This is a genomic window from Desulfovibrio sp. 1188_IL3213 (assembly GCF_036763145.1).
In the GTDB taxonomy this organism is placed as follows: domain Bacteria; phylum Desulfobacterota; class Desulfovibrionia; order Desulfovibrionales; family Desulfovibrionaceae; genus Desulfovibrio.
The window spans coordinates 1-13929 of sequence record NZ_JBAIYR010000034.1 but is presented as its reverse complement, the minus strand read 5'-3'; the positions used below and the strand labels follow the sequence as shown (position 1 = coordinate 13929).

9 protein-coding genes are annotated in these 13929 nt (G+C 57.3%); 7 read left to right on the top strand and 2 right to left on the bottom strand.

Annotated features, from left to right (window positions below; translation table 11 throughout):
- Positions 1–225: 225 nt before the first annotated feature.
- A complete protein-coding gene (locus V6C16_RS03470) occupies positions 226–450 on the bottom strand; it encodes a hypothetical protein (protein WP_333534781.1) in 225 nt (74 codons plus the stop codon).
- A 30-nt stretch (positions 451–480) separates the two neighbouring features.
- Positions 481–1992, bottom strand: a complete 1512-nt coding sequence (locus V6C16_RS03465) for a M23 family metallopeptidase (protein ID WP_333534782.1) — start codon at positions 1990–1992, stop codon at positions 481–483.
- A gap of 475 nt (positions 1993–2467) precedes the next feature.
- Between V6C16_RS03465 and V6C16_RS03460 the strand changes: the two genes are divergently transcribed.
- The 7 genes from V6C16_RS03460 to hisS form a co-directional block, all read left to right on the top strand.
- The gene (locus V6C16_RS03460) at positions 2468–3841 is read left to right on the top strand and encodes a helix-turn-helix domain-containing protein (protein ID WP_333534783.1); all 1374 of its coding nucleotides are present in this window, start codon (positions 2468–2470) and stop codon (positions 3839–3841) included.
- Between the two features lie 148 nt (positions 3842–3989).
- A complete protein-coding gene (gene dnaN, locus V6C16_RS03455) occupies positions 3990–5144 on the top strand; it encodes a DNA polymerase III subunit beta (RefSeq protein WP_333534784.1) in 1155 nt (384 codons plus the stop codon).
- Complete coding sequence (gyrB, locus tag V6C16_RS03450) at positions 5144–7549, top strand: DNA topoisomerase (ATP-hydrolyzing) subunit B (RefSeq protein WP_333534785.1); 2406 nt, start codon at positions 5144–5146, stop codon at positions 7547–7549. The genes dnaN and gyrB overlap by 1 nt, the downstream gene beginning before the upstream one ends.
- A 304-nt stretch (positions 7550–7853) precedes the next feature.
- Positions 7854–10442, top strand: a complete 2589-nt coding sequence (gyrA, locus tag V6C16_RS03445) for a DNA gyrase subunit A (protein ID WP_333534790.1) — start codon at positions 7854–7856, stop codon at positions 10440–10442.
- A gap of 11 nt (positions 10443–10453) precedes the next feature.
- Positions 10454–11362, top strand: coding sequence for a tetratricopeptide repeat protein (locus V6C16_RS03440; protein WP_333534786.1), 909 nt, complete (start codon positions 10454–10456; stop codon positions 11360–11362).
- Between the two features lie 5 nt (positions 11363–11367).
- On the top strand, positions 11368–12771 hold the full coding sequence (gene purF / locus V6C16_RS03435; protein WP_333534787.1) for an amidophosphoribosyltransferase: 1404 nt from the start codon (positions 11368–11370) through the stop codon (positions 12769–12771).
- Between the two features lie 252 nt (positions 12772–13023).
- Positions 13024–13929: histidine--tRNA ligase (gene hisS, locus V6C16_RS03430; RefSeq protein WP_333542775.1), on the top strand; the 906-nt coding region annotated here is incomplete at its 3' end.

Genomic DNA, 13929 nt, shown 5'->3' with positions numbered 1-13929 from the left:
ATTCTCAAAGTTTAAGGCACGCTCACTTCGGCGTTTAACCGCGCAGATAAACTGCGCTTACGCCTCCGTAGCGAACGTCTGCTCACGCAGCCGCCAGAGCAATTTCAAAGTGAAATTGCTCTAAACGCTGCATGCCCTGAAAGCAAAAAATACGGACAAACCACAACGGTTCGTCCGTATTCTACCAGTGTTATCCACAATATTCTTTGAAAACAGAGACCGGGCTTATGCCCATCCTCCCACAACAGCCCCGATGCCCAGCATATTGGCGGCTGCCATGCGCCACTGTGTCTGCATAAAAGAGCTGGCGCTGTCCGCAGATTCAAGCTGGTCAATGGCGGCGGTAATATCATTCAGCACAGACGGCACATACGTAATGACATCCGTCGTGTCGGGCGGGGTATTCTGCACAATCAGCGTCAGTCCTGAAAGCGGCTGAAAATACGTCATGACGGCCCTCCTTGCGAGAGCGGCGTTACTTCAGCGCCGCCCCTTTTTGGCGGGTTTGCTTTTTTCCTTTTCCACAGGCTTTTCAGGCACGGGAACAGGGTTCTCAGGCACTATGCTGCCCGGCTCATATTCAGAAAGAGCTTTTTCGCCGTTAAGATAGGCCAGTTCAAGAGTTACAGCTCTTTCAAATTCGGCCATGGCCTTTTTGGACACCGGCTCACCACGCGGGTTGATGGCCTTGGCCGGGTCAATGAACTTTCCATTCTGGCGCAGGCGAAAATCCAGGTGCGGCCCTGTTGCCAGACCTGTACTGCCCACAAAACCGATAACCTGCCCCTGGCGCACACGCTGCCCTTTGGCAAGGCCGCGCGCATAACCTGAAAGATGCGCGTACATGGATTCCAGCCCGGCAGTATGCTTGATGACAATCTGGTTGCCGTAGCCGCCGACCCAGGCGCGCTGCGTTACAAGCCCGTCACCCACGGCCTTGACCGGAGTGCCTGTGGGGGCCGCATAGTCCACACCGTGGTGGGCGCGCCTATAGTTTAATATGGGGTGCAGGCGGCTGTTTGTAAAGCGCGAGGTAATGCGCGTAAAGGCCAGAGGGGCCTGTAGCAGGGTCTTGCGCAGGCTTTCGCCCTTGCGGTTATAGTATTCGGCCCTGTTGCCATTGCGAAAAAGATAGGCTTCGTAGGTTTTGCCCTTGTTGGTGAAATGGGCGGCAAGAATACGTCCGTAGCCCTTGTATTCACCATCGCGATAGCGTTTTTCCACCAGCACGGCAAAAGAGTCGCCCGATTGCAGGTCACGGATAAAGTTTACTTCCGCGCCGAAAAGATCTGCCAGCTTGAGGGCCATTTGCGGGCTTTCGCCCATATCGGCCACGGCCTGGAACAGGTTGTCGTTGATGGTTCCCGTAACAGAGTCCAGCAGCACAACGTATTCAATAGGCTCCACCCTGGCGGCGGGGGTGTCTGTTCCCTCCACCACAAGACGGCGATGACTGTCTATCTCGTATTCAAAGCGTTTAACCTTGCCGGATTCCATATCTGTAACCACAACATACGGTTGCCCTTCACGGAAAGCGCGCATGGAAAAAACCTGACGCGCCGCGCTGATGTACTGCTGTGTTCCCTGCCCGCCGGAATTTTCAAGAACCTTGCTGACGGTATCGCCCTTTTCAAAGGTTCCGCGCACCACGGCCTCGCCGGGCGCTGCCCCGGCATCCGCCGCATCGGCTGCCGCATCGGCGGCCGTATCTGCATGGTCTGCGTTGGCTGCTTCACTGGAAGGGGAGGAGGGTGAGGAAGAATCCGGTTCGCCTGCGGGATCGCTTTCGGTGTTTTGCTGGCCTGCACCGTCCTGGGGAGCGGCGTGTTCCTGCGTTTTTTCACTGTCCGCAACTGCAGGCTGTTCCTGCACGGATTCCGGCCCGCTGACAGCCGTAAGACCGGGCAATCCCACATGACGGGCCACGACAAAACCCAGCACCGCCAACAGCAAGACCCCTGCCAACCATAGTCTTTTGTTCTTCGATCCCATGAGGAGCTTATACGCATGGGCAAGGAGCTTGTCCAGTTCAAGGGTAAAAGGCCCGTCCCGCGCCCCTTTTGCACCGTTATGCTCCCTTGCGCGGGCCTTTCATATCATACAGGCGGGGAATGACAGCCCCACACCTCCATCACATGGATGCGGACATGCTGCAGCGCATGCGCCTGAAACATACAAAAAAAACATGGCGTCACCAAACCAGGGACAGAAAACAAAGGCAGCCTGCAGCCTGAAAAAAAAGCGAAGCGCCCGAAAAGACTGCGCTGTGGCACAGCGTTTTCCACAGGCATCCACAGGAAACAGTATTTGCGAGGGATGGCGGCCCTCTTGTTTGAAATCAACTTTTATGCTACGAGTATCTCTTGTTCCTATACGGCCTGGGCCGCAAAAACCGAGCCTCACGCCGAACCTGCGGGAAGATACTTTGTCCACAGGGTACGCCCTGCAAGGCGAATGAACCACGTATATGATGCTGAAAAAAGAGTTGCGGGAAATACTGGCGAAAAATAGGGCCACAGCGGGAGAAACCTGGCTGGACAGCCTTACCCTGCGCCAGGAGGAAAACACCCTGAGGGTGGTTTTTCCGCACATGTATTTTGCAGACTGGTTCAGTCAGCACAGGCGTGCCGCCTTTGAAGACGCGCTGCACAAACATTTTACGAGCCTGCACGAAGATTCCATACCTCAAATAGTTTATGAAAGCGCCAAGCCCGGCGCTTTTGCCGCCAGGAATCAGCCGCAGCCCGTCAGCCCTTTTCCTGCACCGGAGTGCCTCGACAACACAACGGAAGAAGCGGAAGACCCCTTCGCAGACTTTATCTGTAACGATAAAAACGCTTTTCCCCTGGCAACAGCCAGAGAACTGGCCGGCGACACTTCATCCACGGCCTATAACCCTTTTTTGGTCTGCGGGCGCAGCGGCACAGGCAAAAGCCGCCTTCTTCAGGCCATGACATCCGTGATGTCCCGCACTGCCGATCCCGCCCGCATGGTCTGCTCCAGCGCCGCCCGTTTTTGCTCTGAACATCTAGTGTGGGGAAGACCGGAACTGTTCTGGCTGCGCTATGACATTCTTGTTCTTGATGATATTCAAGATCTTGCCGCCCATGACGCCTGGCAGCGCAAACTTGTAACCATAATGGACAGTTGTCCCGGCGGGCAAAAAAGCTCCCCGGACAGTTCCCCACGGAAAGAGGCCCCGCCAACAGGCGAACAGACAGGCAGGGCCGCGGCACGCATGATATTCGCCTGCTCCGGCCAGCCGCAGGCCCTGAAAACGCTGGACGAACGCCTGCGTTCGCGCCTTGAAAGCGGGCTTGTGGTAGAACTTATGGAGCCGGACCTGTATGTCCGCCTGCGCTATCTGCAAATCATGTGCAAGGAACGGCAATTGCCGCTGACACGGGAGCAGCTGCTTTTTCTGGCGCAGCGCTGTTCACAGTTCCGGCTTTTGCAGGGTCTTATGCTCAAGGTGGGGGCGTATTGCGCTGTGAAGGGCAATAACCTTACCCAGGCTGATATGGAAAATATCGTGCGCACCGGGGTGGCGGAAAAAATGCCCGGCTGCCGCGAAATTCTGGGAGAGGTTTCCAGAAAGCTCAACCTGAGGCCCGAAGACGTGCTTGGCGGCAAACGCCGACCTGACCTGGTGCTGGCACGGCAGGTATCCATGTACATATGCCGCCGCAAGCTTGGTCTTTCCTACCCGGAACTTGGCCGTGCTTTTGGTGGACGCGACCACAGCACCGTCATATATGCCATTAATAAAATTAAGAAATTGATGGTTAGTAACAAAAGTGTACACCAACTGGTAACAGAGATTGAAATGAAAACACCCTGACCCCGGAAATCAGGGCAAAAGCTTTTGGCCCGTTACCGGCGTTACTAAAAAACACCTTGGAATGTTCCACAAAAAATTCAATTTTTACAAGGCTTTTAAGCCGATAAGAACATAGCAACACTGCCAATAATAGTTAAGGAAAGAATGTATGAAACTTACTGTTAATAAAGAGCAGATCATTGAAGGGCTGTTGAAAGCTGTTGCCATTATTCCCGCCAAGGCAGGGGCGCAGTATTTGCGCTCCATCTGGCTCAAGGCGGAAGACGGCGGTCTTTCGGTCATGTCCACCGATGCCAATATCGAGTTTACGGGACGCTATCAGGCAGAAGTGGCTCAGCCCGGGCTTATCGGCGTGCAGGGCAGGGCCTTTGTGGATCTGGTGCGCCAGCTGCCTTCGGGTGTGCTGCATCTTTCCCTTGACGAGGCTTCGGGCAATCTGCTGGTGGAGCAGGGCCGCCGCACATACAAGCTGCCTGTAAGCGGGGCCGAGTGGTTTCAGAATTTTTCCAGCTTTCCTGAAGAAAATACGGTAACCTGGTCGGGCGACTTTTTGCAGGACCTTCTGGACAAGGTGACATTTTGCATCAGCGATGACGACGCTATGGACGCCATTGCCTGCCTGTGCATGATGCCCAAGGGCAATGGCCGCATCGACGTGTGCGGGCTTAACGGCCATCAGTTCGCTCTTGTTTCCTTTACGCACGACGAACTTGCCGAGCGCCTGCCTGAAGAAGGCATTCTTATCCAGAAAAAATACCTTCAGGACATGAAGAAATGGCTTGGCGTGGACGAGATAGAGCTGAGTATTACCGGAAAGCGCCTGTACCTGCGCAGCATGAGCAGGGCTGAAACCCTGAGCCTGCCCCGGGCTGCCCATCAGTATCCGGACTACAGTATCTTCATGAGCAAGCTGGCGAGCGAAGACATGCACCCCATGACCATCGACCGCAAAGAAGCAATGGAAGCCCTTGGCCGCATTCTTATTTTTAATACCGAAAGCGACCGCTGCACCTACATGGACCTTTCCTCCGGCGAGGCGCTGCTTTCCGCCCAGGGGCAGGACGTAGGCTCGGCCAGCGAAAGTCTGGAAGTAACATACGGCGGCGACATCAAGCGCATCGCCTTTCCCACCCGCAACCTTATGGACGTGCTGGCCCACTTTGTGTCCGGCAAGACAGACATGATGCTTACGGGCGCTGAAGGCCCCTGCGGCATACGCGGGGCCGATGACCCGAACTACACCGTCATCATCATGCCCATGAAGGTTTCGGAAACGACATATTATAGCGAGGAAGACGTTTAATGGCTCTCCAAACCCCCGTCGACGGCGGCTACACCGCTTCTTCCATTACCATTCTGGAAGGGCTTTCGGCCGTTCGCAAACGTCCGGCCATGTACATCGGCTCCACGGACGCGCGCGGCCTGCATCACCTTGTCTACGAAGTGGTGGATAACTCCATTGACGAGGCCATGGCGGGTTTTTGCACGCGCATCACCGTCATTCTGCACGCCGACAACAGCGTGACCGTGCGGGACGATGGCCGCGGCATTCCCGTGGACATCCACCCCAAGGAAGGCGTACCCGCTGTTCAGGTGGTCATGACCAAGTTGCATGCCGGCGGCAAGTTTGACAATACAAGCTACAAGGTTTCCGGCGGTCTGCACGGCGTGGGCGTGTCCTGCGTCAACGCGCTTTCCGAAGAGCTTACGGTTACCGTGCGCCGTGACGGCAAGCGTTATCGCCAGCACTATTCCCGTGGCATCCCGCAGGATCAGCTGGTCGTTATCGGCGAAAACGTGGACGGCCACGGAACCACCGTGCGTTTCAAGCCCGATGAAGAGATTTTTGAAGTTTCCGAGTTTTCTTACGATACGCTTAAAAAACGTTTTGAAGAACTGGCCTATCTCAACAAGGGCCTGTTCATCGAATGCATTGACGAGCGCATCGGTGAAACCCACGTGTTTCACGCCGAAGGCGGCATACGCCAGTTTGTGGGCGACCTCAATTCCGGCGAGCAGGGCATCCATTCCATCGTTTTCGGTGAAGGCATGGTGGACAACGTCACCGTGGACTTTGCCCTGCAATACAATGCCGGCTACAAGGAAAATATCCTTACCTTCGCCAACAACATCCGCACCAAGGAAGGCGGAACCCACCTGGTGGGCTTTCGCACGGCCCTTACCCGCGCCATCAACGGCTACATCAAGGGCCAGGCCGACCTGGTCAAAAAAATGAAAAATACAAGCCTGTCCGGCGATGACGTGCGCGAAGGGCTTACGGCCGTCATCAGCGTCAAGCTGCCCCAGCCGCAGTTTGAAGGGCAGACCAAGACCAAGCTCGGCAACAGCGAGGTTGCCGGTCTTGTGGCGGGCGTGGTGTATGATCGCCTGAACATCTATTTTGAAGAAAACCCCAAGGATATCCGGCTCATTATTGAAAAGGCCGTGGATGCCGCCCGCGCCCGCGATGCCGCCCGCCGCGCCAAGGAACTGGTGCGCCGCAAGGGCGCTCTTTCGGACAACTCCCTGCCCGGAAAGCTGGCGGACTGCCAGAGCAAGGATCCCAAGGAATCCGAACTGTTCATCGTGGAAGGTGACTCGGCCGGTGGTTCGGCCAAGCAGGGGCGTAATCCGAAAAATCAGGCTATTCTGCCCCTGCGCGGCAAAATTCTGAATACGGAGCGCACCCGCTTTGACAAGATGCTTGCCAACAAGGAAGTAAAAAACCTCATTACGGCCATGGGCGCCGGTATCGGTGAGGACGACACTGACCTTGAAAAGCTGCGCTACCACAAGATCATCATCATGACAGACGCCGATGTGGACGGCGCGCACATCCGCACCCTGCTGCTGACCTTCTTTTTCCGTCAGTATCAGGAAATGGTGGAACGCGGTTTTGTCTACATCGCCCAGCCGCCGCTGTATCGCGTTCATAATTCGCGCATGGAAAAATTCATCAAGGACGATGCGGAACTGAACAGCTTTCTGCTTTCGCGCGTCAGCGAAGACGTCACGGTAACGGCGGTCAACGGCAAGGAATACACGGGCACGGCCCTCAGCAGCCTTGTGGAGCGCATTGAAACGCTTGAGCTGCGCCTCGACGACGCTGAAATGACCGGAACCCCGCGCGACCTCTTTCTGGCGCTTACAACGTATCCTGAGCAGGTGGATGCGGCCATGCTTGAGCGGCAGGACACCGGTCTTGTGGAATGGCTCAACGAGCGCGGCTACATGCTCACGCTTGAAAATGAGCAGAGCGAAGACGACGAGGAACGCCTGTTTGCCATATTTGAGAATACCGGCGGCCATCAGACGCGGCGCGGCATGGAGTTTTTTGCCTCGCGGCTGTACCGCATGACCTGGCAGCTCTTTGCCGAACTGCGTGAGGAATGCGGCGGCCTGGATTTTGTCATGCGCCGCAAGGATAGTGAAACCCCCGCGCAAAACCTGTTTGGTCTTATGCGCATGGTGCTGGACGAAGCCCGCAGGGGTATCAATATCCAGCGCTACAAGGGTCTGGGTGAAATGAACCCCGAGCAGCTCTGGGTAACCACCATGAATCCTGAAAACCGCATCCTGCTTCAGGTTTCTGTGGAAGACGCCAACGAGGCTTCGGACGCCTTTATGGAACTTATGGGAGACCGCGTGGAGCCGCGCCGCGAATTCATTGAGCGCAACGCCCTGGCCGTACACGATCTGGATATTTAGGAAAGGTTTTTTGGGCAAAGCGGGGATGCGGAGTTTTCAGTTCCGCCGTTGGCTCTTGCCGACCGCGTGGCGGCCGCAGGAGCGCCCTGCCGGAGAATGCCGCATGGCAGTCTGCAACAACCCTTTCCCGGGGCATCCCAATAAACTTTTATAGGGAGTGGCATGAACAGTTAGAGCTATTTTACTTTGAAATTGCTCCAAGACGGCTCCACACGGATTTTCAGAAAGCAGTGTTTTCTGAGCCCGTCGCAGACTGTTCGCATCCACCCAACATCATTACTCAGCGAGGCCAGCAGTGGCAGAAATGCAGCAGCCGCAGATAAGCATAGAAACTGAACTCCGCAAGTCGTATCTGGAGTATTCCCTTTCGGTCATCATCGGCCGTGCCATCCCTGACGCCCGTGACGGTCTCAAGCCCGTTCACAGGCGCATCATGTTTGCGCAATACGAGCTTGCCAATAACTATAACCGTCCGCACAAAAAGTCCGCCCGCATCGTCGGTGACGTGATCGGCAAGTATCACCCGCACGGCGACTCGGCGGTGTATGGTGCGCTGGTGCGCCTTGCGCAGGATTTTTCCATGCGCGATCCCCTGGTGGACGGTCAGGGCAACTTCGGCTCCATTGACGGCGACGCCCCGGCGGCCATGCGTTATACCGAAGTGCGCATGTCCAGGCTGGCCCAGGAATTTCTGGGCGACCTGGACAAAAATACGGTGGATTTTCGCCCCAACTACGACAATACCTTGCAGGAACCCACGGTTATGCCCAGCAAGGTTCCCAACCTGCTGCTCAACGGCAGTTCGGGTATTGCCGTGGGCATGGCTACCAATATTCCGCCCCATAACCTGGGCGAACTGTGCGATGCCCTGCAGTTGCTTCTGGATGATCCCCAGTGCAGCATTGACGACCTGATGGAGCACGTGAAAGGCCCGGACTTTCCCACCAGCGGCTATGTGTACGCGGGCAAGGGACTGTACGACGCCTACCATACCGGCCGCGGCACGGTGAAAGTGCGCGGTCGCATGGAAATCGAAGACCGCAAAAAAAGCGCGCAATCCATCATCATCAGGGAAATTCCCTACGGCCTGAACAAGTCCTCTCTGGTGGAAAAGATCGCGGCCCTGGTCAATGACCGCAAGATTGACGGCATCACCGACCTGCGCGACGAATCCGACCGCAGGGGCATCCGTGTTGTCATCGACCTCAAGCGCGGAACCATTCCCGAGATCGTCATCAACGCGCTTTACAAGTTCACGCCGCTGGAATCGAGCTTCGGCATCAATATGCTGGCCGTGGTGGACAACCGCCCGCAGCTTCTGAATCTCAAGACCGCGCTGACCTGCTTTGTGGACCACAGGCGCGAGGTGGTCATCCGCCGTACCCGTTACGATCTTGAAAAAGCCGAGGCCCGCGCCCATATTCTTGAAGGCCTGCGCATCGCCATCGACAATATTGACGAGGTGGTGGCCCTTATCCGCGCTTCGGCCAGCCCGGACGAAGCGCGCGCGGCCCTTATGAAGCGCTTTGAGCTTTCCGAGCTTCAGGCCAAGGCCATTCTTGAAATGCGCTTGCAGCGCCTTACGGGCCTGCAGCGTGAAGAGCTTATGGCCGAGTACAAGGATCTTCTGCAAAAGATCGAATTCTACCGCTCGATTCTTGAAAATAACGAAGTGCTGCGCGGGGAGATCAAGCGCGAAATCCGCGAAATCCGCGAAACCTTCACCACGCCTCGCCGCACCGAAGTGCTGCGCGAAGCTCTTACCGACATCGACATTGAAGACCTTATTCCCGATGAGGATGTGGTCATCACCCTGTCGCGCCGTGGCTACATGAAGCGCACCGGGCTTGAAAATTACCAGCAGCAGAAACGCGGGGGCAAGGGCATTGCCGCCCTGTACACCTCTGACGACGACTATGTGCAGGAGTTTTTGAGCACCACCAACCATCAGTTCCTGTGTCTCTTCACCAACAAGGGCCGCATGCACCAGCTCAAGGTGCATCAGGTTCCTGAAGGCAGCCGTACGGCCAAGGGCGTACACATCAACAACCTGCTGCCCCTGGAAGAGGGCGAGTGGGTCACCACCGTGCTTGCCCTGCGCGAATTTGCCGAAGACAAGTACTTCCTCTTCATAACCAGGCGCGGCATGGTCAAGCGTTCTTCGGCTTCACTGTACGCCCGTTGCCGCAAGACCGGCCTTATGGCCGTGGGCCTGCGCGAGGACGACGAGCTTGTGGTGGTGCGCCCCATTCGCAACGACAGCCATATTGTGCTGGTCACGGCCGACGGCATTGCCATACGTTTTCCCTGCAAGGATGTGCGTCCCATGGGCCGCGTAGCCACGGGCGTCAAGGGCATAGCCCTGCGCCGGCAGGATTTTGTTGTGGCCGGGGTCATTGTGAAGGAAACGGATCAGACCACGGAAATCATGTCCATTTCCGCCAACGGCTTCGGCAAGCGCACCAGCATCGAGCTGTACCGTCTGCAATCGCGCGGGGGCAAGGGCATCATCAACTTCAAGGTCACGGGCAAGACCGGGCCTGTGGTGGGCGCCATGCCCGTGCGTGATGACGATGGTCTTATCCTGCTCACTTCATCCAACAAGATCGTGCGCATCGGTCTGGACGAAGTGCGCAGCAAGGGCCGCGCCACAATGGGCGTCATGCTTGTGCGGCTGGACGAAGGCGCGCATGTGGTGGGCTTTGACCGTGTGGACGAAGGCGGTCAGACCGGCCGTGATCTGAGCAAGGAGATGGACGATGATGTGGTGGAGGGTGCAACTTCCCCTGCCACTGGCGCGGCCCCTTCGCCTGCTGCTGATGTGCCTGACGGTCTGGCTGACGGCCCGGCTGATGACGACGCGGATGAAGGCCCTGAAGGCGAAAACGCCTGATATGAACCAGCATGATGTTTTTCACTGTTGAAAAACATGGTTTCAGGGGGGCAATGCCCCCCTGTCCGCCTGAAGGGCGGCAACGTGCCTCTGACAGGCGCGGTTTTTTTCTTTTTTCGGTGGCGCGCAGGCTTGCGCTGGCCGTGGCTTTCTGTTTCTGCCTTGGCCTTGCGGGCTGTGACAGCCCGGCATTGCAGGGTGACGACCTCTCTCAGGCCAGGGAGGCCGTGGCGCAGCGCCAGTGGTCCCTTGCCGAAAGGCTGCTTGAGCGTTATCTGCGTGAGGCACAGGACAGTCAGAGCGCGGACGACCGCTGGGAAGCCTGGCAGCAGTTGCTGCTGGTCGTCAATGCCGCGGGGCAGGAACCCCGCGCCAGCCTGGAATATCTTGAAACCATGCTGGAAGAGTATATGGACGACGACGCCCGCAGCGCGGTCGTCCTGCGGCGCATGGCCGAGGTCAATGAAAGCCTGCACCGCCATGAACGTGCCGTGGATATCTGGAATGTCTACATAGGGCTTGGCGGTCTTGGCCCGGAGCAGGTGCTTGAAGGTCACCGGCGGCTGGCGGCCATGCAGTTCAGCCTGCGGCGTTTTGATGCCGGAGAGGACACGCTCCAGCAGTGCCTGGGCCTGCCCCTGCCGGATCATGACAAGATCATGTGCATGTATGATCTTGCGGACCAGAATATGGCCCGGGAGCGCTGGCAGGATGTGGCGGATCTTTCGCAGCAGATACTGGACAGCGACCCTGACCAGAACCTGCGCGGGCTGGCCGGCTATCTGCTGGCCGACGCCCTGGAACAACTGGGCAAGGGCACGGAAGCCCTGAAACAATTTGAACTGGCGCGCGACGCATACCCCAATCCGTCGGTCATCGACAATCGCATTGCGCATTTGCGCAAAAAACTGAAGAAGTAAGGCTTATGATTAAGCACGAATGCGGTGTTTTCGGCATTTATGACCATGACGATGCTGCCCGTCTGGCCTATTTCGGCCTTTATGCCCAGCAGCACCGGGGACAGGAAAGCGCGGGCATAGTCACTTTTGACGGCAAAACCGTTCACGAGCGTCGAAGCATGGGCCTTGTGCCCGATGTTTTTTCCGAGGCTGATCTGCAGCGCCTTACCGGGCGCCACGCTGTGGGGCATGTGCGCTATTCCACCACGGGCAGTTCGTCCAGCGGCAACGCCCAGCCTTTTCTTGCCAACTATAAGGGCAGGGCCATTGCGCTGGCCCATAACGGCAATCTGGTCAACGCCGCCCAATTGCGTGAAGACCTGGAAAACGAAGGGGCCATTTTTTCCACCAGCAACGACACCGAAGTGTTCATGCACCTTCTGGTGCGCGCCCTGCGCCACAATGACCTGCCCGGAGCCGTCAAGGAAGCGTGCTACAGGGTGCAGGGGGCATATTGCCTTCTGGTCATGGCTGACGGCGTCATGGTGGCCGTGCGCGACCCTCACGGCTTTCATCCGCTTGCTTTCGGCCGCATGAACGGCAGCCCTGTCTTTGCCTCTGAAACCTGCGCTTTTGACCTGCTTGAGGCCGAATTCGTTCGCACGGTGGAGCCGGGCGAAGTGGTGGTGGTGGAAGGCAACAGCGTGCGCAGCGAACGCCTCATAAGCCCCATGCCGGAAAAGCCCGCCCAGTGCATTTTTGAGCTGATCTATTTTGCCCGGCCGGACTCCTATGTTTTTGACGAGCAGGTGTACCAGTGCCGTAAAAAGATGGGCTGGAACCTGGCCACGGAATCCGCGCCGGATGTGGATTTCGTCATGCCTTTTCCTGACTCGGGCATTTATCCGGCCCTGGGTTTCGCGCAGCGTTCGGGTCTGCCCTACGAGCATGCCATGATACGCAACCACTATGTGGGCCGCACCTTTATCCAGCCTTCGCAAAGCATGCGCAGCTTCGGCGTGCGGGTAAAGATCAATCCCGTGCGTGAAATGATAGAAGACAAACGCATCTGTATCATTGACGACAGCATCGTGCGCGGCACAACCATGATGACCCGTGTGAAAAAACTGCGCGAACTGGGAGCAAAAGAGGTGCATATACGTATTTCTTCGCCGCCGGTCATGTCGCCCTGTCATTACGGCATAGACTTTTCATCACGGGGCGAGCTTATTGCCGCGCAGCACAGCCTGGAAGAAATACAGCGCAAGCTGGATGTGGATTCTCTGCATTACCTGAGCATTGAAGGGCTTATGGGCGCCGTGAGCAAGCCGCAGCACTACTGCATGGCCTGCTTTACCGGCGAATATCCCGTGCCTTGCGAGGAATGCGGCGGCAAGTTTAAGCTTGAAGGCTCCTGCGGTTCACGCTAGTTTCTGGCCCCGGGCAAAAATTCAGGCTCAGGGAGCACAAGAGCGTCTTACCTTTGGGAATTGTATTCTCACAGCCGTAATACGCTCACTACGGCGTTTAACAGCGCAAATACAGAGCGCGGCCGTCTTCGGCCACAGCCCCCTGGGGCAAGGCTGAAGCTGCGCTTACACCTTTGCGGCGGACGGCTGCCAGCGCAGCAGTCAGAGCAATTTCACGCTGAAATTCTCTATTGCGCCACCATTGAGGACGACATGAGCATTGCACGCATCAAAGGCTTCGCGGACATGTTTCCGCCGGACAGCGACATCTTTACCCGTATGGAAAATACCGCGCGGGATATTTTCGGCCGCTACGGCTTTGTGGAACTGCGCACGCCCATTGTGGAATTTACCGAGCTTTTTCAGCGCTCCATCGGTGAGGAAACCGACGTGGTGCAAAAAGAGATGTATACCTTTCCCGACCGCAAGGGCAGGTCGCTCACCCTGCGGCCGGAAGCCACGGCGGGCGTCATGCGCGCCTATATCGAAAGTGCCCTCGCCAACAGGGAACCGGTAAGCCGCCTGTTCACCACAGGTCCCATGTTCCGCTATGAGCGGCCGCAAAAGGGCCGCATGCGGCAGTTCCACCAGATCAACTGTGAATGCCTCGGCTCGCACAGCCCCTATGCCGATGCCGACCTTATCAGCATGCTGCTGCGCTTTCTTGCCGCCCTGGGCCTTGAAGATCTGACCCTCAAGGTCAACTCACTGGGCTGTTCCCAGTGCCGCCCCAAGTTCAAGGATGCGCTGCTGGCTTATCTTGAAAGCGTGGACAGCACCGCCCTGTGCGCGGACTGCGCCCGCAGGGTGCATACCAACCCCTTGCGCGTGCTGGACTGCAAGCAGCCCGGCTGCCGGGCCATCACCGATGCGGCCCCTAAACTGCTGGACTATAACTGTCCGGAGTGCAGGGCGCATTTTGACACTGTGCTTGAGCTGCTTAACGGCGAAAATCTGCCCTTTGAGCTTGACCACAGGCTTGTGCGCGGGCTTGACTACTATTGCCGCACCACCTTTGAGGTGGTAAGCGGCAGTATCGGCGCGCAGGCTGCCGTTGCTGGCGGCGGCCGCTATGACGGGCTTATCAGGAGCCTGGGCGGGCCTGATGCCCCCGGCGTG